This is a genomic window from Nonomuraea sp. NPDC050643 (genome assembly GCF_040654715.1).
Classification (GTDB): Bacteria; Actinomycetota; Actinomycetes; order Streptosporangiales; family Streptosporangiaceae; genus Nonomuraea.
In genome coordinates this window covers 253951-273126 of sequence record NZ_JBFAIM010000008.1, presented here as the reverse complement: position 1 = coordinate 273126, position 19176 = coordinate 253951, and the positions used below count along the sequence as shown (strand labels likewise).

The window sequence follows — 19176 nt, the reverse complement described above, 5'->3', positions numbered from 1 at the left end:
TTCGGTACGGGCTATTTGACCCGGCTATTTGACCCGGCCCACGCCCGGCGAGAGCCGATCGACCTCGGCGTTGAGGATCGCCCCGATGAGCACGGCCAGGGCGGTGATGTAGAGCCACAGCAGCAGGGCGATGGGGGCGGCCAGGGAGCCGTACACCGAGACCGGGGAGAACCAGGCCGCCAGCACCGCGCGCAGCATCGCCGCGCAGAGGATCCACAGGAACAGGGCCAGGATGGCGCCCGGCAGCTCGCGGTACCACTTCGTGCGCACGGGCACGCTCACGTGGTAGAGCACGGTGAGGAACAGCACCGAGCCGATGATCACGACCGGCCAGTAGAGGATGTCGACCATGACGCCGAACTCGGCGGGCAGCACGTCTTTCAGCAGCGTCGGGCCGATGACCAGGATCGGCATGACGATGATGCCGATGATCAGGCCCACGATGTAGAGGCCGAACGACATCAGCCGGGTGCGGATGATGCCGCGCTCCTCGCCCAGGCCGTAGGCGACGGAGATGAGGTCGACGTAGACGTAGAGGGCCCTGGAGCCGGACCAGAGCGACAGCAGGAAGCCCAGCGAGATGATCGACACCTTGCCGGCGTCGTCGCTGAGGACGTCGGTGATGAGCGGGTTGATCACCTTGTTGACCGCGTCGTCGGTGAACAACAACCCCGCCTGCTCGATCACCCAGGTCTTGACCTGGGTGACCACGCTCGGCCCCAGCCAGGGGGTGAGCTTGCCCAGCACGCCGATGAGGCCCAGCACGAACGGCGGCAGCGACAGCAGCGCGAAGAACGCGGCCTCGCCCGCCAGGCCGGTCACCCGGTAGGTGACGCCCGCGTTCGTGGCCGCGCGCACGGTCGCCCACGACTTGGTGTCGAGCACCCAGTCAAGCCTTGCCCGGGCGTTGGAGCGGAGCCCTCTCTTGGGCCGGGAAGGCGCATCGGTGGACGTCATGGGCACCCAACGGTATTGGCAGTGACTCTTCGGGACAGCTTACGTCCCTCAACTGCCCTAGTCGTTGTCGACGATGCGCGCACCCAGGGGAAGGAGCGAAACGGGGATCAGCTTGATGTTCGCCACGCCCAGCGGAATGCCGATGATGGACAGGAACAGGGGGATGGAGGTGACCACGTGCCCGATGGCGAGCCAGATGCCCGCGACCACGAACCAGATGATGTTGCCGAGAAGTGAGAAGACCCCCGCTTCCGGGTCGCGCTCGACGGTCCGGCCGAACGGCCACAGCGCGTAGGCGGCGATCCTGAACGAGGCGATGCCGAAGGGGATGGTGACGATCAGGATGCAGCAGATGATCCCGGCCAGGGCGTAGCCGATGGCCAGCCAGATGCCCGCGAACACGAGCCAGATGACGTTGAGGATGGTGCGCATGTTCACAGCATGTCACCGGTCGTGCCGCCCGGGTCATCCGGCAAGACCCTGATCTCACCCTGACGCGGGCGCCCGGCCCCTTCCGGGTGCGCCGGCGAACGCCTGGGCGATCCGCATCCAGGCCCGCGCGGGCTCGCCGGTCAGGTCCAGCCCGGTGTCGGACAGGTGGATGCGCTGGGTGACGGCCAGGCAGAAGTCGAGCATCGTGCCGCGTACGACGCCGTCCGCGTCCGCGGGGCCCGCCGTCCACGTGGCGCCGCCGGGGAGGGTGAGCTCCACGCGTACCTGGTCGGCCGGGACGGGCAGGCCGTGGGCGACGAAGCTGTACGCGCGGGCCCGGTAGCCGAGCTGGGCCACGTGCCGCAGCCGCGCGGTCGGCTCCCGGGTGACGCCGAGCGCGTCGGCGACGTCCTGGCCGTGGGCCCAGGTCTCCATCAGCCGGGCGGTGACGAAGGAGGCGGCCGACATCTCCCGCCAGAACCACGGGAGCCGGTCGCGGGCGTCGAGAGTGGCGAATGTCTCAATGCTGCGGGCGCGGGACGTACGGAACCACTCGCGCAGCTCGGTCACCGGCATCCCGCGCGACTCCAGCGCCAGGTCGTCGACCGAGCCGAAGCCCTCCAGCGCGGCGTCGTAGCCCGCGCGGTCGGTGGCGGCCCGGACGGCGAGGTCGTCGAACCAGGCCAGGTGGCTCACCTGGTCGCGGATCGCCCAGCCCTCGGCCGGCGTCGGCCGCTCCCAGTCCTCCTCCCGCAGGGGGTGGAGCAGCTCTTCGAGGGAGACGGTCTCGGCGCGCAGGTCGGCGACCAACTCGGCCATGAGATCCACGAGCGCCAGCCTAACCCGAACAACGTTCTGGGAGAATAATGCGAAGGGTGATCTGTGAGAGCTGCAAGGACAAACGGCACGAGGACTGCCGGGGCGGCTCCTGGTGCGACTGCCAGCATCAGACGGCCGAGCAGCCCCGGGAATCGGCCCTCGACTGGCCGCGGCAAGGCTGAGCCAATCCCACACTCTGGACCCCGTCTTGGACATCCCGGACAGCCAGAGTAATCTCGAAGCATGCCAGCGGACCCCATGCTCGTCGGTCGACGCCACGTCGATCTTCAGCGTGTCCGCAGTGCCATCTGTTGCGACGCCCGCTAACCCACGTTCGTTTTCCCGCTGAGCGCGTCGCACTCCTTGCCACCACCCCTGCACTCGATGAAGAGGCAGGAGGGACATTGCGCGCGCCCATGAGTCAGAAGGACGCGCAATGAGTACCCCTGCCAGCCGCACTCCCGCCAGCCGGCACCACAAGCGCCCGCGCGGCGAAGGCCAGTGGGCCCTCGGTTACCGTGAGCCGCTCAACAAGAACGAAGAGAACAAGAAGAACGACGACGGCCTCAACGTCCGCCAGCGCATCATCGACATCTACTCCAAGCGGGGATTCGACTCGATCGACCCGGCCGACCTGCGCGGCCGCATGCGCTGGTACGGCCTCTACACCCAGCGTAAGCCCGGCATCGACGGCGGCAAGACGGCGATCCTGGAGCCGGAGGAGCTCGACGACAGCTACTTCATGCTCCGCGTGCGCATCGACGGCGGCCAGCTCGACCTGGCCCAGCTCCGCACGATCGCGGACATCTCCAACGAGTACGGCCGCGGCACCGCCGACCTGACCGACCGCCAGAACATCCAGCTCCACTGGATCGAGATCGAGTCGGTTCCGGACATCTGGGAGCGCCTGGAGGCCGTGGGCCTGTCCACCACGGAGGCGTGCGGCGACACCCCGCGCGTCATCCTGGGCTGCCCGCTGGCCGGGATCGACTCCGACGAGGTGCTGGACGCGACCGAGCAGATCCACGAGGTGCAGGAGCGGATCGTCGGCAACCCGGCGTACTCGAACCTGCCGCGCAAGTTCAAGTCGGCGCTCAGCGGCTGCCCGGCGCACTGCACGGTGCACGAGATCAACGATGTGGCGTTCGTGGGCGTGGCGAACGAGCGGGGCGAGATCGGCTACGACCTGTGGGTGGGCGGCGGCCTGTCCACGAACCCGATGCTGGGCAAGCGCCTCGGCGTGTTCGTCCGGCCCGACCAGGTCACCGACGTCTTCGAGGGCGTCGTCGGGATCTTCCGCGACTACGGCTACCGGCGGCTGCGGCACCGGGCCCGGATCAAGTTCCTGGTCAACGACTGGGGCGTGGAGAAGTTCCGCGACATCCTCCAGACCGAATACCTCAAGGCCGAGCTGCCCGACGGGCCCGCGCCGCAGCAGCCCCGCGGCAGCCGCCGCGACCACGTCGGCGTCTTCCCGCAGAAGGACGGCAACTTCTACGTCGGCTTCGCCCCCAAGGTGGGCCGGCTCGACGGCGACAAGCTGCACCTGATCGCCGACATCGCCGAGCGGCACGGGTCCACCCGGGTCCGCACGACGGTCGAGCAGAAGATGGTCATCCTCGACGTCACCGCCGACCAGGTCGACTCCATCGTGGCCGACCTGGAGGCCGCCGACCTCCAGGTCAACCCGTCCACGTTCCGCCGCCAGACGATGGCCTGCACGGGCATCGAATACTGCAAGCTCGCCATCGTCGAGACCAAGGCCACCGCCATGGACCTGATCGACGAGCTGGAGCGGCGCCTGCCGGACTTCCAGGAGCCGCTGACCATCAACGTCAACGGCTGCCCCAACTCCTGCGCCCGGATCCAGGTCGCCGACATCGGCCTGAAGGGCCAGCTCGTCGTGGACGAGAACGGCGACCAGGTCGAGGGTTTCCAGATCCACCTGGGCGGCTCGCTCGGCGTCAACGCGGGCTTCGGCAGGAAGGTACGCGGGCTCAAGACCACCGCCAAGGCGCTGCCCGACTACGTGTCGCGCGTCGTGTCCCACTACGACAGCCAGAAGAAGGAAGGCGAGTCGTTCGCCGACTGGGTCCAGCGAGCAGATGAGGCCGACCTGAAATGACCACACGAGCGGTTCCCTTCCACTGCCCCTACTGCGGCGACGAGGACCTGGAGCCCTACGAGGGCGACGGCGGCTGGTACTGCCGCGCCTGCGCTCGTGCCTTCAAGCTGAAATTTCTTGGAATCGGAGTGAAGATATGACGCTGGCCGACATCGAGGTTGGACTGAGACAACAGCGCGGCGCTCTCGATCTGCAGGACATCGTCGAGTCCGCCGCCACGTTCCTGGAGGGCGCCCCCGCGCGGGAGATCATCCGCTGGGCGGCGGCGACCTTCGGCGACCGGCTGTGCCTGACCTCCTCGATGAGCGACGCCCTTCTCATCGACCTGGTGAGCAGGGTCAAGCCCGGCGTGGACGTGTTGTTCATCGACACCGGCTACCACTTCGCCGAGACGGTCGGCACGCGTGACGCCGTCCGGCAGGTCTATGACGTCAACGTGATCGACGTGAAGCCGTCGCGGACGGTCGAGGAGCAGGATCGCGACCTCGGCCCCCGCCTGTTCGGCCGCAACCCGGACCTGTGCTGCTACCTGCGCAAGGTGGAGCCGCTGAACCGGGCGCTGGAGCCGTACCTGGCGTGGGTCTCCGGCATCCGCCGCGACGAGTCGCCCAGCCGGACGAACACCAGGGTCGTGGAGTGGGACGCCAAGCGGCAGATGGTGAAGGTCAACCCGATCGCCGCCTGGACGCAGGAGGACGTCGACAACTACATCACCGACAACGGGGTGCTGATCAACCCGTTGCACTATGACAACTACCCCTCGATCGGCTGCGCGCCCTGCACGCGCCAGGTCGCCGAGGGGGAGGATCCGCGCAGCGGACGCTGGGCGGGCCTGGGGAAGGTCGAATGCGGCATTCACCTGTGATCCCCAGCAGGGGACGCGTCCCGTTGGCAGACGGGACGGCCCCCGGCCGCGTGCCACTGGTGGCGGTGGCGCACGGGTCTCGCGACCCGCGCGCCGCCGCCACCGTGGCCGCGCTGCTCGATCAGGTGCCCCTGGACGTCCGGGTCGCCTACCTGGACCACTGCGCCCCCACGCTCGGACAGGCGCTCGGCGGCCTGGAGGAGGCCGTGGTGCTGCCGTTGCTGCTCACCGAGGCGTACCACAGCCGGGTCGACCTGCCGGCGGCGCTGAACGAGGCACGTGCCCGCGACCCGCGGCTGCGCGTCCACTACGGCCACACGCTGGGGCCGCACCCGATGCTGCTGGCCGCGCTCGAGCGGCGGCTGGCCGAGGCGGGCGTCCCGGCGGGCGACCCTGACACCGCGGTGGTGCTGGTGTCGGCGGGGTCGAGCGACGCCAGGGCCAACGCGGTGATCGCGCGGCTGGCGCGGCAGTGGCGGCGTTCCGGGTGGTGGACGGTGACCCCGGCGTACGCGTCCGCGGCCGAGCCCACGCCGGCCCAGGCGGTCGAGTCGCTCAGGCGGGCCGGCGCGCCGAGGGTGGTCGTGGCGCCGTACCTGCTGGCGCCCGGGTACTTCGCCGACAAGGTGCGGCGCGGCACGCTGGCGGCGGGCGCCGACATCGTGGCGGACGTGCTGGGACCGGCCCCCGAGCTGGTGGGCGTGCTGCTGGAACGTTACGAGGCGGCCCAGCGGCAGCCGGTGTCGCTCGCGGGCTGATTCGCTTCATCGAGTGTAGTAACGTCGGCCGGCATGGGGCTGCGTGAGGAGAAGAAGGAGCGCACCAGGACGGCGCTGGTCGAGGCGGCGGTGCGGCTGTTCGGGGAGAAGGGCTACGAGCGGACCACGGTGGCGGAGATCACCGCGGCGGCCGGCATGTCCACCCGGACGTTCTTCCTCCACTTCCCGGCCAAGGAGGACGTGCTGCTGGCCAACGCCCGGTCGCGGATCGACAAGGGGCTGGCGGTCGTCGGGGGGCGGCGGCCCGGGCAGTCCGTCGCGGCCGTCCTGGAGGCGGCGCTGACGGCGATGGTGGCCGACGTGGTGGCCGACGACCTGCCGAGCGGCCTGGCCGCCGCACGGGCGCGTCTGGCGGCCTCAGAGCCCGATCTCGCCGCCCGCCTCCTGCACGGGCTGGTCTCCGCGCACACCGAACTGGCCGAGGCGCTGGCGCGGGCGTTCCCGGCGGAGCTGGACGAGGTCTCGGCCGCCGCCGTCGTGGGCGCGGCCGTGGGCGCGGTCAGCGCCGCCGCCGAGGCCGCCCTCAGGCAGGGCCTCCCGCCCGCCGAGGTCCGCGCCGCCATGCTCCGGGCCCCCGCCCTCGCCGCCGTCCACCTCACGGCCGCACCCGCCTGACCGGACACGTTCGAGAGCGGCCACCGAGGCCGTACGGGCCCGTCCCGGGTGGCACCCCCGAAGTAGGCGGGCAGCCGAAGTAAGCGGGCAGCCGAAGCAGAGGATCAGCCGAAGTAGGAGTCAGTAGCCGCGTTGGTCGTCGCGGAGTTGCCTGCGGAGTTCGCGGCCGTCCGTGCGGAGGCGGCGGCTCAGCTCGCGCCAGTCCTCCCCGTGCAGCATCCGCCAGTGCTCGCGCCAGGCCGAGAAGCCGCGCTGCAGCGGCTTGGCCCGCGAGTCGCCGATGACCTTGACGTCACCCATCACCGCGTACGCCTTCACCCGCACCACCGGCACGTTCATGCCGTCGGGCCCCTCGAGGACGTCGACCTTCTTGTCCCCCATGATCGCCACGCCGTCGAGGTCCACGTTCACCCCGTCGGGCACGATGATCTTCACGTCGCCCATCACGGAGACGGCCAGGATGTCCACCGTGTTCGTGCGCACCTCGGCCTCGCGCAGGTCCAGCACGACGTCCCCCATGACCGCGACCGCGCCGAGCTCCTGGTCGATGCGCCAGGTGCCGCGCCGCTTGGAGTCGCCCATGACGCCCACGAACCATCGTCGCTTCCTCGCCTCGCCCGCCGGCACGGGCGGGGCCGCGGGGGTGGCGCCCGCGGGCAGATCCTGGGTGAGCAGGGCCAGCTCGGCATGGGTGGTCGCGGTGTAGGCGGCCTCCGTGCGGTCGGTCAGTTCGGCGAGCGTGAGGCGTCCTTCGACCGAGGCGACACGGAGCTGTTCGACGACGGCCTCGCGCTCTGCGTCCGACGCGCGGACCTCCCCGTATTCAGTCATACTCGCAACATATCGCGTCTTGCCCAAATGTCAGCTCCTCCTACGGGAGGAAACCCTCTATACGTCGAAACATGCACATTTCCCGTGCCTTTTGAACCGCTCCACGGGCGTGGCACGTACTACGCCATGACACGGGGCCCTGGCATGGTCCGGGGCGCGGCCGGACCAGGCTAGGGTCCCTGTCATGCATGAGGAACAGCTCTACCGCGCGGCGTTGAACGGCGAGACCGAGACCGTCGGCAAGCTGCTCGCCAGTGGCGCCGATCCCAACAAGCCCGCAGAAGGCGAAGAGGAAGGCCTGCCGCTGTGCGCGGCCGCCGCCTGGGACCGCACCGAGGTGGCCGGCGTGCTGCTGACGGCCGGCGCCGACGTCAACGGCCGGGAGAGCGGCGGCTGGACGGCGCTGCTCTGGGCCGCCGCCAACGGCCACGCCGCCGTCGCCACGGCGCTGCTCGAGGCCGGGGCCGAGATCGACACGGCCAACGACGACGGCGACACGCCGCTCACGCTGGCCACCAGGCGCGGCGCGCTGGGCGTGGTCCAGGTGCTGCTGGAGGCGGGGGCCAACCCGGAGAAGTACGACGGTGACGGCGACACGCCGCTGGAGATCGCCGTCGACTGGGTGGGCGTGCACCTGGAGAGCGCGCTGCTCGACCAGATCGAGCAGGACGGCTGGGAATACGTCGTGGCCCGCCAGTACGCCAAGGACGGCACCGAGCTGGTCACCGTGGCCGGCCGCTCCGCCGACGGCGCGCAGAGCGAGCAGGTGCAGGCGCAGCGCGGCCACGCCGCCATCGCCACCCTGCTGGAGGACGCGCTGGGCACCTACACGCCGGTGGAGCCGCTGGTGGCGCGGGCCCTCGCGCACCGCGACATCGACGAGGACGCCGAGACCTGGTGGATCGTGGCCGACACGCTGGGCAAGCGGGCCGACGAGGAGACCTACGAGGCCCTCGCGAAGCTGTGCGTGAGCGAGGACGCCAGGGAGCGGGAGTTCGGCGTGGACGCGATCGCCCAGTTCGGGTTCGCGGACGGGGAGAAGCCGTTCCTGGACAGGACGCTGCCGCTGCTGCAGAAGATGGTCACCACGGAGGGCAACCCGCAGGTGCTGCGCTCGGTCCTGGCCGCGCTCGGCCACCAGGGCGACCCGCGGGCGCTGCCGCACGTGATGGACATCCTCGCCCGCCCCGGGCACAAGCGCACGATGACCGACCCGATCGCCCTGGCCGACGTGCTGCCGCCGGACCACGAGGAGGGGCTGGCGCTGCTCATCGCGATGACCGAGGAGGAGGACTCGGAGATCCGCGACTGGGCGACCTCCGGGCTCGCCGGGCTGGCGGACGACACGCCCCGGATCAGGGAGGCCCTGGCGGCCCGGCTGGACGACACCGACCTGCGCACGGTGGCCGAGGCCACGCGCGGGCTCGCGGCCCGCGGTGACGAGCGGGCCGAGCGGGGCGCCGCTCGGGTGCTGGCCGAGAGCGACGACGAGTACGCCAGAGATCTCGTCAGCCGGCCCGGCGCCGAATAGCCGAGGCCCGGCAGCCCGGCAGCCGGACAAGCCGGATATCCGAACAGCCGGACGAGCCGGACCTCCAGACCGCCGGACGAACCGAGCAGGCCGGACCGCCGAGCAGGCCTGGCGGAACGCGAGGGCTCAGTCGCCGTTGAGCACGCGGGTCACCCATTCCAGGGTCCCCGTGCTCAGCGCCTCCTCGGCCAGCCGCTTGCCCGTCGGGGTCGTGATCGCGGCCAGCGAGCTGTCGATCCAGCCCTGGACGTTCTGGTGCCCCTGCTCCCGGTATTCGACGGCCTGGATGAGGCACTCCAGCTTGTCGGCGTCGCGCGCGCAGACGGCCTCGAGGCTGGCCTTCTCTTCGTACTCGCCCACGGCGTCGCTCACCATGTCGGCCACCGGCGCGGGCACGCCGCGCATCTGGTCGGCGGTGACGTCCTCGTTGGAGGCGGCCTTGAGGTAGCGCTTGCCGATGTAGGGGATGTCGGTGATGCGGGTTTCCTGCGTGTCGTGGAACAGGCTCATGAACGCCGCCCGCTCCGGGTTCGCGCCCTCGAGCCTGGCGATCATGCCGGCGATGACGGCCGCGCGGAACGAGTGGTCGGCGATGCTCTCCGGGTCGCGGACGCCGGCCACCAGCCACCCGGTCCGCTTGTAGCGCTTGAGCAGCCCGAACTCGTACAGCAGCCCCGCGAGCCCTGTCACATCATCCGTCACGAGGACCCCCCTCTCGTCATGCGCAGAGCCTAAACGACGGTCTCCGCCCGCGCGGTCAGTCGAGCCGGGTGCGCAGCAGGCAGAACTCGTTGCCTTCCGGATCCGCGAGCACGTGCCAGCTCTCCAGGCCGCTCTGGCCGACGTCGGCGGGCTTCGCGCCGGCGGCGAGCAGGCGCTCCAGCTCGGCCTCCTGGTCGCGGTCGGTGGCGTTGACGTCGAGGTGCAGGCGCAGCTTGCCCGTCTTGGGCTCGTCGCTCCGGCTGAGGACCAGGGTCGGCTGGAGGCCCCCGAAGCCCTCCGGCGGCCCGATCTCGATGCTGTCGCCGTCCCTGCCGAGGACGACGAAGCCGAGGACCTCGCACCAGAATCCGGCGAGCGTCTCGGGGTCGCGGCAGTCGAGCACCAGTTCGCTGATACGGCATGCCATGCGATCTTTCCTACCCCGGCTCCGTCCGCCGATGCACCGGCCCTTCGGTACGCGAATGCCGCGGCCGGTCGGCCGGCCACGGCACTCGTCATCCGCCGTTCCGAGGAATCCGCCGCTCCTGGGAAGCGGCGGCCGGCGCGTCAGTCGCCGTCGTTGCCGACCGGCGCCCAGTCGTCGAACGGCGCCCAGTCGTCATCGCCGTGGTGGTGACGGTCCGGGTCCACCGGCTTCACCGGCTTCACCGGCTTCACGTCCTTGACGGGCGGCGTCACGGGCGGGGTGACGGGCGGCGTCACGGGCCTGACCGTCTGCCTGTGCTCGGGCACGTGGTGGGACCTGTCGTCGTGCCTGTGGCCGCGGTGGTGGCCCCAGCCGTGGTGGTGGTGATGGTGGCGGCCGCCCCAGCCCCAGCCGCCCCACCAGCGGTTACCCCAGCCGCCGCAGCGGCGCCCACAGTCGAGCACCGGCTTCTCGTCTGTGGCGACCCCGAAGCCGGTCGGGCCGACGGGGGCGCCTGCGCTCGCACCGGCGATCCCCTGGCCCAGGGACAGGAGCATGGAACCGGCGGCCGCACCGGCCAGAATGAGCGTCGCGATACGCGTTCGTGGTTTCGTGGTATTCACGTGCATTCTTCCGTTCATGGGTGAATCGACCCGGAATCCGGCGTCCATTTCTCGGAGCACTCGGACAAGAGCAGACGTACCCATGGACGGAATCTCATTTACCTCCATGAACCCAAACAGCCCGTCAAAACCTTAGCCTTCACGGGACGGGTCATTAAACAATAATTTTGTCCTTGTCCGCGGCGTGGCGAATTGGCACGGCGCCGCGCTCAGTCGCCGATCAGTCGTCGATGGCCGCGTACGCGGAGGTCCAGAAGTCCTGGAACACGGCGGGCGGGCGCGGCGAGGTGAGGGCGCGCTGGGTCAGGACGATGCCCACCAGGCCCTCCCCCGGGTCGGTGTACGCCTCCGTGCCCAGGCCGCCGCTCCACCCGAACCGGCCGGGCCCGGTGGCCAGGTCGTCCCGCCTTCCGTTGACGGCCAGGCCGAAGCCCCAGCCGCCGGAGCCGAAGAAGACCTCGTTGCCGGCCTTCTGCTCCGGCGTGAGGTGGTCGGTGGTCATCAGCTCGACCGCGCGCCTGGACAGCAGGCGGCCCCCGTCGTACCGGCCCCGGTTCAGGAGCATGAGGCAGAAGGCCAGGTAGTCGTCGGCGGTGGAGAGCAGGCTCGGGCCGCCGCCGCCCGAGGGGAACGCCGGCGGGCGGTCCCAGGCGCCCTCGCGGGGGCCTGGCCTGCGTACCGGTGCGCCGGTGCGCGGGTCGCCGGCGTACGACCCCGCCATCCTCCCGAGCCGGTCGGCCGGCAGGTGGTAGCCGGTGTCGCGCATGCCGAGCGGCTCGAAGACGCGCTCGCGCAGGAACTCGGGCAGCGGCCGGCCGGCGGCCCGCGCGATCAGCACGCCGAGGACGTCGGACGAGGTGTGGTACATCCAGGCCGCGCCCGGCTGGTGGACGAGCGGGAGCGCGCCCAGCCGCCTGATCCACTCGTCGGGCCCGAACGGCGGCCCGTCCGGCCCGGGGCCCACCCCGGCCTCCTCGACGGCCCGCTGGATGGGCGGCGTGCCGCCCGGGGGCGCCATGACGGCGCCGGTGCCCATGCGGAACGTCAGCAGGTCCCGCAGGGTGATCGCGCGCGCCATCGGGACCGTGTCGTCGAGCGGCCCGTCCACGCTGCGCAGCACCCGGCCGCCGGCCAGCTCGGGGAGCAGGTCGTCCACCGGGTCGTCCAGCCGCAGCCGGCACTCCTCGACGAGGATCATCGCGGCCACGGCGGTGATGGGCTTGCCCATGGAGGCGATGCGGAAGATCGTGTCCCGCCGCATCGGCGTGTCCCCGCCGAACTCGGCCGTGCCGAGCGCCTGCACGTGCGTCTCGCCGCGCCGGTGCACCAAAGTGACCAGCCCCGGCACCTCGCCGCGCTCGACGGCCGCGGTCAGGATCTCCCGCATCCGGCCGAGCCGTTTCCTGGACAGGCCGCCCGTGGCCGTCTCATCGTTCGGTACGTTCATCGCAGCTCCCCGCGTCGGTCTCGTCGTCATGAGATGAGACCTCCGGGCGGCCCGGAATTCATCGCCACCGGCACTGCTTTTTCGGGATATACACGAAATAGCAGGCGAGCAGAAAATGCGCCTTTTACGAATCAGGGGCCGGAAAAGGCGGGGGCACTGGTCAAGACGTCCCTGGCCAATGACAGGTCGCCTTCCAGCTCCGCCGGAAAGTCCGCCGGGTCTCCCCTGCCGCCGAGCAGGAAGCAGAACGTCACCACGTCCGCGGTGATGTGGGCGTCCGGCGCGCCGGGCCCGGAGTCCTCCACGCCCAGCGGCAGCCGCCACTCGCCCCCGCCGTCGCCGGTCAGGGTCAGGTGGAGGGTGCGGCCGGCGCCGTCCAGCCCCGCGAAGAGCATCGTCCAGGGCAGCAGGCGCGCGCACAGGTCGGCCGTGGGCCGGATGTGCTCGGCGATCGGGTCGGGCAGGCGGACCTCGGCCGTCCTGGCCGCGTCGGCGGTGTGCACCCAGGTCTCCAGGCACCTGCCCAGGATGTGGTCGCGTACCGCGACCTCCATGCCGTCCAGCAGGGCCGGGGTCGTGGGGGGCAGGTCGGCGAGATGACGGCAGAGGGCGTCGGCCTGGGCCCGCCAGTCCCTGCGCGTCTGCTCGGGGCTGCGGGCGCGCTCGTACGCCTGTACGTCGCTCGTACGGCTCATCGAGTCCGGCGCGCCGATGGGCGGGCCGAGCACGGGGGCTCCGACGGAGGCGGCCAGCAGGCCGTCCTTGGCGGCCAGATGGGCGACCAGTTCCTGGAGGGTCCAGCCCTCGACGATGACACGCGACCAGTCGTCGTCCACGGCCGAGGCCAGCAGCGCGTCCATGGCGGCCACGCGGCCCGCGTACGGCTCGGCCCAGGCGGCGGTGGGGGCCGCCGGGCGTCGCCGCGCCCTGGCACCGGCGAGGAGCTGGGGCCGCAACGAGTGGGCCGGCACCGCCGGGTCCTCCATCATCGCGTCCAGATAGAGACGCTCGACGGGGTCCATCACACCTCTTCCTGCGCATGTACGTCCGCTGGGCGTCTGTGCGGTCGCCCCGCGTCCATCACGCCTCTTGCCTGTACCGCCACCGGGCGTCCGTGCGGGTGCCCGGTCTCCATCACACTTCCTCCTCCGCCAGAGCGTCCGCCAGGCGCCGCAGCGCCAGCCGGATGCGTGACTTGGCCGTGCCCTCGGGCACGCCCAGTTCCTCGCCGACCTGCCGGTAGGTCCTGCCTCCGAAGTAGGCGAGCTCCACCGCCTGCCGCAGACCGTCGGGTAACGCCGTCACCGCCTGCCTGACCCGTTGGGCCTCGTCGGCGGCGAGCACGGTGTCCTCGAGTCTGACGGGCTCGCGTTCGAACAGTCTGGGTCCCAGCGCCGACACGCGCCGCCGTTCCTCGGCGCGCACGTGGTCGACCGCGCGACGGTGCGCGATCGTGGCCAGCCAGGCGCGCAACGTGCCGCGCTCCGGGTCATAGGCCAGCGGCCGCTCCCAGAAGACCAGGAACACCTCCTGCGTAATGTCCTCGGCGATCACCCGGTCCCTGGTGACCCGCAGTGAGAGACCGAAGATCAGCGAGGAGAGCCGATCGTAGACCTCCCCCAGAGCGGACTCATCGCCGCCGACCACCCGCTGATGTAACAGGCGGTCGTCGTACGGTGCCTCCACTGGCACCACACTCCCGTGTAATCCGGACCAAGGCGGCATCTGCGCCGCGACCCGAGCATGTCATTATTCGCACCAAATGTAGAGCCGGATGACCGTCGGGCAAGACTTTGTCGGGCCCCGCCGCCGGCCCGCGATAGTGTCGGAACTCCACTACGGAGGGAGAGCACGACATGGCCACCACCCGCACCGCCACCACCCAGTGGAAGGGCGCTCTGCTCGACGGTTCCGGAACCGTCTCGCTCGACACGTCGGGCGTCGGCACGTTCGAGGTCTCCTGGCCCTCCAGGGCCGAGGCGGCCAACGGCAAGACCTCCCCCGAGGAGCTCATCGCCGCCGCCCACTCGTCCTGCTTCTCGATGGCGCTCTCGCACGGCCTGGCCGGCGCCGGCACGCCGCCGGAGTCGCTGCAGACGAGCGCCGATGTCACGTTCCAGCCCGGTGAGGGCATCACCGGGATCGTGCTCAAGGTGAAGGGGCAGGTCCCCGGCATCACGGCCGAGCAGTTCCAGGAGGCCGCCGCGACCGCCAAGGCCAACTGCCCGGTCAGCAAGGCCCTCACGGGCACGACGATCACGCTCGAGGCCGAGCTGCTCTAGCCGCGTTCCCGGCCGGGGCGGCGTCCCCCGGCTCGGTGCGGCCGGTTCCCTCCGAATACCGGACGGGTAACGTCCGGACCTGCCATCATGAGCGCCATGAGCTTCGATCTCGCCGTCCTGGCGATGGCCGGCTCGGCCGACCATCGCCAGGCCTGCGCCAGATACGAACGCTGCCGCTCCGCCTCCCACGACGAGGGCGCGTCCGAGCCCGGGATCGACTCCTTCTGCCGGGAGCTGCGCACGTGGTTCCCCGACCGGCCCTCCTTCTCCGACGACACTCCCTGGGCGGACACACCGCCGCGGGTGGGCTCCGACCACGTGATCATGCGCCTGCGCTACGGCACGGCCGGTGACCTGGCCGCGGAGCGCATCGGAGACCTGGCCTGGCACCACGGGCTGGTGCTGTTCGACCCCCAGTTCGGCGAGGCGTTCTTCCCCACGCCGGACGGCTGGCAGGGCCCTGTCGACTGCGGCGGCCGGGCGGCCTGCGCGCTCCGCGTGAAGTCCACCTGAAGTCGGCCTGAAGGCGATCGGCTCATTGAGAGACCAAGAGCGCTTTGGCGTGCGACAATTGGGTCACATGCGTGAGGTCTGGCCGGGCGAGCCCTATCCACTCGGCGGCACCTGGGATGGCGTTGGCACCAGCTTTTCGGTGTTCTCCGAGGTCGCCGAGCGGATCGAGCTGTGCCTATTCCATGACGACGGCTCCGAGGAGCGCGTCGATCTGCCCGAGGTCGATGGGTTCGTCTGGCATGGCTACCTGCCGGGGATCCAGCCGGGGCAGCGTTACGGCTATCGGGTGCACGGGCCCTACGAGCCGTCGCACGGGCACCGGTGCAACCCGGCCAAGCTGCTGCTCGACCCCTACGCCAAGGCCATCGACGGCGAACTGACCTGGAACCAGGCGCTGTTCCCCTATTACTTCACCGATCCCTCCCGGCGCAACACCGAGGACAGCGCGCCCTACATGCCGAAGAACGTGGTCATCAACCCGTTCTTCGAGTGGGGCAACGACCGGTCGCCGCGGATCCCCTACCACGAGACCGTGATCTACGAGGCCCACGTGCGGGGGCTCACGATGCGGCACCCCGACGTGCCGGACGACCTGCGGGGCACCTACGCGGGCGTCGGGCATCCGGCGATCATCGACCACCTGCTGTCGCTCGGGGTGACGGCGGTCGAGCTGATGCCGGTGCACCACTACGTCCCCGAGCACTTCCTGGTGGCGCGCGGGCTGACCAACTACTGGGGCTACAACACCATGGCCTACCTGGCCCCGCACGGGCGCTACTCCAGCGCGGGCACGCGGGGGCAGCAGGTGCTGGAGTTCAAGGCCATGGTGCGGGCGCTGCACGAGGCGGGCATCGAGGTCATCCTCGACGTGGTCTACAACCACACGGCCGAGGGCGACCACATGGGGCCCACGCTCGGGTTCAGGGGGATCGACAACGCCGCCTACTACCGGCTGCACGACGGCGACCGGCGCTACTACCTCGACTACACCGGGTGCGGCAACTCGCTCAACGTACGCTCGCCGCACGCGCTGCAGCTCATCATGGACTCCCTGCGCTACTGGGTGCTGGAGATGCACGTCGACGGGTTCCGCTTCGACCTGGCCTCGGCGCTGGCCAGGGAGTTGCACGACGTCGACCGGCTGAGCGCGTTCTTCGACCTGATCCAGCAGGATCCGGTGATCTCGCAGGTCAAGCTGATCGCCGAGCCGTGGGACGTCGGGCCGGGCGGCTACCAGGTCGGGAATTTCCCGCCCTTGTGGACGGAGTGGAACGGCAAATACCGCGACATCGTCCGGGATTTCTGGCGGGGCACGCATTCCGCCCTGCCCGAGTTCGCCTCCCGCCTGACCGGCTCCGCCGACCTGTACGAGTCCTCCGGCCGCCGCCCCGTCGCCTCGATCAACTTCGTCACCTGCCACGACGGGTTCACGCTGACCGACCTGGTCTCCTACGACCACAAGCACAACGAGGCCAACGGCGAGGACAACCGCGACGGCACCAACGACAACCGCTCCTGGAACTGCGGCGCCGAGGGCCCGGTCGAGGACCCCAACGTCGTCACGCTCCGCAACCGCCAGCGCCGCAACTTCCTGACCACGCTGTTCCTGTCGCAGGGCGTGCCCATGCTCTCCCACGGCGACGAGATCGGCCGCACGCAACACGGCAACAACAACGCCTACTGCCAGGACAACGAGCTGGCCTGGGTCGACTGGTCGAAACTGAACACCGAGCACGAGCTGCTGGAGTTCGTCAAGGCGCTGGCCAAACTGCGCCGCGAGCACCCGGTCTTCCAGCGCCGCCGCTTCTTCCACGGCCGCCACCCCGACAACGGCAAGCGCGACCTGGTCTGGCTCACCCCGCACGGCCAGGAGATGACGGCCGGAGACTGGCACATCGGCTACGCCAAGTCGATGATGGTCTACCTGAACGGCGAGGCGATCACCGAGCCCGGGCCGCGTGGCGAGCGGATCGTGGACGACTCGTTCCTGCTGCTGATCAACGCCCACCACGAGAACATGCCGTTCACGCTGCCCGGCGAGGAGTGCGGCACGAGATGGCTGCCGGTGCTCGACACCAGCCACGACGCGGTGGAGGACGCGCTCGGGGACGAGGGGTGGCAGGCGGGCGACCTGGTCGCCGTCACGGCCCGCTCGTTCCAGGTCCTGCGCCAGCCCAGGAAGGCCAAGTCCGCGTCCTGACCGCCACCGGGGCGCGAAGGAAGGCGCGGGTTCAGCGGACGCGCACAGCGGGGGCGCGGGGTCACCGGGTGCTGAGGCACCGGGTGGGAGGTCAGAAGACGCGGGCCGCGCTGGCCGTGAGGAACACCAGGGTGAACGTCGCCAGCCCGGCCAGCCCGTGCAACGTCACGGCGAGCACCGGAACCCTCCGGCCGCCCGTGGCGTGCCGTCCGGCGCCCAGCCACCGGGTGAACATCGCGAACCCCAGCAGCGCCGCGACCGCCAGCCCGCCGAACGCCGCCCAGGCCAGCGCCCTGCTCCCCGTGATCAGCCCGGCCGCCCAGCACACCAGCGACGACACGGCCAGGGCGGGGTGAGAGAAGACCAGCGCCATGGGGAAGCGGGTGACCTTGGCCCGGCGCAGGCCGCCGGCCGACAGCCAGAAGTAGAGCAGGTACACCCCGGCGAGCGCGGCGATCGTCCACGTCACAGCGGTGACCAGGCCCACTGCGCCTCCCTGTCGGTCCCCATCCCTTGCGCCACGTTAAGCAGAGAGGGGCCGCCACGTCCTCAAATACACAAAAGCGCTATCCATCCCAAAAGCCGCGCCCTGGGGCCGGCGGGCGGGATCACACCCGGGCCAGGTAGGCCGCCAGCTCGCCGGCCGAGGAGGTGGAGATCCCGACGTACCCGTCCGGCCGGACGAGGGTGTGCCGCTCACCGCCGTACGGCTCCGCCGGCCGGTACGCGCGCACCTCGGGCCCGCCCGCGACGTGGGGGGCGGGGTCGGGCGACAGCAGCGTGAAGTGCGGGCCCCGCAGCAGGTCGAAGATGCGCACCCGCGTCCCGTCGGCCAGCCGGAGCCGCCCGTCGGGCACCCGTTCGCCGCCCTGCCGGGCCAGCAAGCCGCCCCGGTAGCTCAGCGAGAGCTGGTAGGTCTCCTCGTCCCGCTTGTAGGACCGTTTGTCGTGCAGGTCCGCGCTGAGGCCGAGCACCCCGGCGGCGACGGGCCTGCGCTCCTCCTCGTACGTGTCCAGCAGCCCTTCCGGCGCGCCCGCGAGCACCCGCGCGAGCTTCCAGCCCAGGTTGTAGGCGTCCTGGACGCCGGTGTTGAGCCCCTGCCCGCCCGCCGGCGGGTGCGCGTGGACGGCGTCGCCGGCCAGGAGGACGCGGCCGGCGCGGTAGCGGTCGGCGAGGCGGATGTTGACCCGGTAGAAGGAGGACCACAGCAGCTCGGTCAGCCGCACGCCGCGCAGCATCGACCGCTCCGCGAAGACCCGCTGGTACCAGGCCAGCGTCTGCTCCGGCGCCACGCCCGGCTTCAGCGGGGCCAGGATCTGGAAGGCGTCGGTGCCGGCCATGGGGTACAGCGCCACCATCCCCTTGCCCGGCCGGACCCAGACGTGGATGTGATCCCGGCCGAGCCCCTCCACCCGCACGTCGCCCAGGGCCATCCGCTCCTCCTCGCGCGTCTCGCCGGTGAAGCCGATGCCGAGCGCCTTGCGTACCGGGCTCTTGCCGCCGTCGGCCGCGACCAGGTAACGCGCCCGCAGCACCTCGCCCGTGCCCAGCCTGGCGCTGACCCCGTGCGCGTCCTGCTCGAAGCCGGTCAGCGCGGTGCCGTGCTCCACCTTCCCGCCCAGCTCGGCCAGCCGCGCGCGCAGCACCGACTCGGTGCGCCACTGGGGGTGCATCAGCACCGCCGGGTACGGCACCGCCTCCGTCGCCGGGGCGCGCTTGTGCATGCGGGCCTGCCAGACCGGCACCCGGCCCACCCTGACCCGCAGTGGCGGATAGGGCGTCGCCGCGGCCACGACCTCGCCGATCACCCCGAGGTCGTCGAAGACCTCCTGCGTACGCGGCTGCAGCCCCTTGCCCTTGGAGCCGCCCGCGGGCCCGGGCACCTGGTCCACGACGCGGCAGGCGACGCCCCGCCGGGCCAGGTCCACGGCGAGGGTGAGGCCGGTCGGGCCGGCGCCGGCGATGAGCACGTCCGTGAGCACATCCGTCTTCTCGTTCATGGCCCGACCGTGCCAGGCCGCTCTGCCG

At 71.0% G+C, this 19176-nt stretch carries 21 protein-coding genes; 9 read left to right on the top strand and 12 right to left on the bottom strand.

Annotated features, from left to right (window positions below; translation table 11 throughout):
- Positions 1-24: 24 nt before the first annotated feature.
- The 3 genes from AB0I15_RS13530 to AB0I15_RS13520 all read right to left on the bottom strand — a co-directional run bounded on the left by AB0I15_RS13530 (position 25) and on the right by AB0I15_RS13520 (position 2208).
- Complete coding sequence (locus AB0I15_RS13530; protein ID WP_358094348.1) at positions 25-885, bottom strand: YihY/virulence factor BrkB family protein; 861 nt, start codon at positions 883-885, stop codon at positions 25-27.
- Between the two features lie 129 nt (positions 886-1014).
- The gene (locus AB0I15_RS13525; protein ID WP_358094345.1) at positions 1015-1389 is read right to left on the bottom strand and encodes a YccF domain-containing protein; all 375 of its coding nucleotides are present in this window, start codon (positions 1387-1389) and stop codon (positions 1015-1017) included.
- 54 nt (positions 1390-1443) lie between these two features.
- Positions 1444-2208 carry a TIGR03084 family metal-binding protein gene (locus AB0I15_RS13520; RefSeq protein WP_358094406.1) on the bottom strand — a complete coding sequence of 255 codons (765 nt, stop codon included), beginning with the start codon at positions 2206-2208 and terminating at the stop codon, positions 1444-1446.
- A 243-nt stretch (positions 2209-2451) separates the two neighbouring features.
- Between AB0I15_RS13520 and AB0I15_RS13515 the strand changes: the two genes are divergently transcribed.
- From AB0I15_RS13515 to AB0I15_RS13495, 5 genes are all read left to right on the top strand, one after another.
- Positions 2452-2535 (top strand): putative leader peptide, encoded by an 84-nt coding sequence (locus AB0I15_RS13515; RefSeq protein ID WP_311132608.1) that lies wholly within the window; start codon positions 2452-2454, stop codon positions 2533-2535.
- 109 nt (positions 2536-2644) lie between these two features.
- Positions 2645-4333: a nitrite/sulfite reductase gene (locus AB0I15_RS13510; protein ID WP_358094342.1), complete on the top strand. Its 1689-nt coding sequence runs from the start codon at positions 2645-2647 to the stop codon at positions 4331-4333.
- Positions 4334-4469: 136 nt separating this feature from the next.
- Complete coding sequence (locus AB0I15_RS13505; protein WP_358094339.1) at positions 4470-5198, top strand: phosphoadenylyl-sulfate reductase; 729 nt, start codon at positions 4470-4472, stop codon at positions 5196-5198.
- A 23-nt stretch (positions 5199-5221) separates the two neighbouring features.
- Positions 5222-5956 (top strand): sirohydrochlorin chelatase, encoded by a 735-nt coding sequence (locus AB0I15_RS13500; RefSeq protein WP_358094336.1) that lies wholly within the window; start codon positions 5222-5224, stop codon positions 5954-5956.
- A gap of 33 nt (positions 5957-5989) precedes the next feature.
- The gene (locus tag AB0I15_RS13495; protein ID WP_358094333.1) at positions 5990-6592 is read left to right on the top strand and encodes a helix-turn-helix domain-containing protein; all 603 of its coding nucleotides are present in this window, start codon (positions 5990-5992) and stop codon (positions 6590-6592) included.
- Positions 6593-6712: 120 nt separating this feature from the next.
- Here AB0I15_RS13495 and AB0I15_RS13490 read toward each other — a convergent pair whose 3' ends face one another.
- Entirely contained in the window at positions 6713-7423 is a 711-nt protein-coding gene (locus AB0I15_RS13490; protein ID WP_358094330.1) for a DUF1707 domain-containing protein, read from the bottom strand.
- A gap of 184 nt (positions 7424-7607) precedes the next feature.
- Between AB0I15_RS13490 and AB0I15_RS13485 the strand changes: the two genes are divergently transcribed.
- Positions 7608-8954 carry an ankyrin repeat domain-containing protein gene (locus AB0I15_RS13485; protein WP_358094327.1) on the top strand — a complete coding sequence of 449 codons (1347 nt, stop codon included), beginning with the start codon at positions 7608-7610 and terminating at the stop codon, positions 8952-8954.
- A 126-nt stretch (positions 8955-9080) separates the two neighbouring features.
- Here the strand turns inward: AB0I15_RS13485 and AB0I15_RS13480 are convergent, their stop codons facing one another.
- The 6 genes from AB0I15_RS13480 to AB0I15_RS13455 form a co-directional block, all read right to left on the bottom strand.
- Complete coding sequence (locus AB0I15_RS13480) at positions 9081-9656, bottom strand: HD domain-containing protein (RefSeq protein WP_358094324.1); 576 nt, start codon at positions 9654-9656, stop codon at positions 9081-9083.
- A gap of 55 nt (positions 9657-9711) precedes the next feature.
- Positions 9712-10083: a VOC family protein gene (locus AB0I15_RS13475; RefSeq protein ID WP_358094321.1), complete on the bottom strand. Its 372-nt coding sequence runs from the start codon at positions 10081-10083 to the stop codon at positions 9712-9714.
- A gap of 140 nt (positions 10084-10223) precedes the next feature.
- A complete protein-coding gene (locus AB0I15_RS13470) occupies positions 10224-10640 on the bottom strand; it encodes a hypothetical protein (protein WP_358094318.1) in 417 nt (138 codons plus the stop codon).
- 286 nt (positions 10641-10926) lie between these two features.
- Positions 10927-12153, bottom strand: coding sequence for a serine hydrolase domain-containing protein (locus tag AB0I15_RS13465; RefSeq protein ID WP_358094316.1), 1227 nt, complete (start codon positions 12151-12153; stop codon positions 10927-10929).
- Positions 12154-12284: 131 nt separating this feature from the next.
- Positions 12285-13175 (bottom strand): maleylpyruvate isomerase family mycothiol-dependent enzyme, encoded by an 891-nt coding sequence (locus tag AB0I15_RS13460; RefSeq protein WP_358094313.1) that lies wholly within the window; start codon positions 13173-13175, stop codon positions 12285-12287.
- Positions 13176-13287: 112 nt separating this feature from the next.
- Positions 13288-13845, bottom strand: coding sequence for a sigma-70 family RNA polymerase sigma factor (locus AB0I15_RS13455; RefSeq protein ID WP_358094310.1), 558 nt, complete (start codon positions 13843-13845; stop codon positions 13288-13290).
- Positions 13846-14009: 164 nt separating this feature from the next.
- On the opposite strand from AB0I15_RS13455, the gene AB0I15_RS13450 reads away from it, so the two are divergent.
- The 3 genes from AB0I15_RS13450 to glgX all read left to right on the top strand — a co-directional run bounded on the left by AB0I15_RS13450 (position 14010) and on the right by glgX (position 17148).
- The gene (locus AB0I15_RS13450; protein WP_358094307.1) at positions 14010-14435 is read left to right on the top strand and encodes an OsmC family protein; all 426 of its coding nucleotides are present in this window, start codon (positions 14010-14012) and stop codon (positions 14433-14435) included.
- 96 nt (positions 14436-14531) lie between these two features.
- On the top strand, positions 14532-14948 hold the full coding sequence (locus tag AB0I15_RS13445; protein WP_358094304.1) for a hypothetical protein: 417 nt from the start codon (positions 14532-14534) through the stop codon (positions 14946-14948).
- Between the two features lie 67 nt (positions 14949-15015).
- Entirely contained in the window at positions 15016-17148 is a 2133-nt protein-coding gene (glgX, locus tag AB0I15_RS13440; protein ID WP_358094301.1) for a glycogen debranching protein GlgX, read from the top strand.
- Between the two features lie 91 nt (positions 17149-17239).
- Here glgX and AB0I15_RS13435 read toward each other — a convergent pair whose 3' ends face one another.
- Together AB0I15_RS13435 and AB0I15_RS13430 are read right to left on the bottom strand one after the other, a co-directional pair.
- On the bottom strand, positions 17240-17635 hold the full coding sequence (locus AB0I15_RS13435; protein ID WP_358094298.1) for a hypothetical protein: 396 nt from the start codon (positions 17633-17635) through the stop codon (positions 17240-17242).
- 121 nt (positions 17636-17756) lie between these two features.
- Positions 17757-19148: an FAD-dependent monooxygenase gene (locus AB0I15_RS13430; RefSeq protein ID WP_358094295.1), complete on the bottom strand. Its 1392-nt coding sequence runs from the start codon at positions 19146-19148 to the stop codon at positions 17757-17759.
- Positions 19149-19176: the final 28 nt, after the last annotated feature.

Bases quoted from the DNA above. Each gene is read 5' to 3' on its own strand.
- AB0I15_RS13490 (WP_358094330.1), bottom strand. From the start codon at position 7,423: ATGACTGAATACGGGGAGGTCCGCGCGTCGGACGCAGAGCGCGAGGCC.
- AB0I15_RS13475 (WP_358094321.1), bottom strand. From the start codon at position 10,083: ATGGCATGCCGTATCAGCGAACTGGTGCTCGACTGCCGCGACCCCGAG.
- AB0I15_RS13495 (WP_358094333.1), top strand. From the start codon at position 5,990: ATGGGGCTGCGTGAGGAGAAGAAGGAGCGCACCAGGACGGCGCTGGTC.
- AB0I15_RS13485 (WP_358094327.1), top strand. From the start codon at position 7,608: ATGCATGAGGAACAGCTCTACCGCGCGGCGTTGAACGGCGAGACCGAG.
- AB0I15_RS13520 (WP_358094406.1), bottom strand. From the start codon at position 2,208: ATGGCCGAGTTGGTCGCCGACCTGCGCGCCGAGACCGTCTCCCTCGAA.
- AB0I15_RS13450 (WP_358094307.1), top strand. From the start codon at position 14,010: ATGGCCACCACCCGCACCGCCACCACCCAGTGGAAGGGCGCTCTGCTC.
- AB0I15_RS13525 (WP_358094345.1), bottom strand. From the start codon at position 1,389: ATGCGCACCATCCTCAACGTCATCTGGCTCGTGTTCGCGGGCATCTGG.
- AB0I15_RS13465 (WP_358094316.1), bottom strand. From the start codon at position 12,153: ATGAACGTACCGAACGATGAGACGGCCACGGGCGGCCTGTCCAGGAAA.
- glgX (WP_358094301.1), top strand. From the start codon at position 15,016: ATGCGTGAGGTCTGGCCGGGCGAGCCCTATCCACTCGGCGGCACCTGG.
- AB0I15_RS13430 (WP_358094295.1), bottom strand. From the start codon at position 19,148: ATGAACGAGAAGACGGATGTGCTCACGGACGTGCTCATCGCCGGCGCC.
- AB0I15_RS13505 (WP_358094339.1), top strand. From the start codon at position 4,470: ATGACGCTGGCCGACATCGAGGTTGGACTGAGACAACAGCGCGGCGCT.
- AB0I15_RS13470 (WP_358094318.1), bottom strand. From the start codon at position 10,640: ATGCTCCTGTCCCTGGGCCAGGGGATCGCCGGTGCGAGCGCAGGCGCC.
- AB0I15_RS13515 (WP_311132608.1), top strand. From the start codon at position 2,452: ATGCCAGCGGACCCCATGCTCGTCGGTCGACGCCACGTCGATCTTCAG.
- AB0I15_RS13460 (WP_358094313.1), bottom strand. From the start codon at position 13,175: ATGGACCCCGTCGAGCGTCTCTATCTGGACGCGATGATGGAGGACCCG.
- AB0I15_RS13510 (WP_358094342.1), top strand. From the start codon at position 2,645: ATGAGTACCCCTGCCAGCCGCACTCCCGCCAGCCGGCACCACAAGCGC.
- AB0I15_RS13445 (WP_358094304.1), top strand. From the start codon at position 14,532: ATGAGCTTCGATCTCGCCGTCCTGGCGATGGCCGGCTCGGCCGACCAT.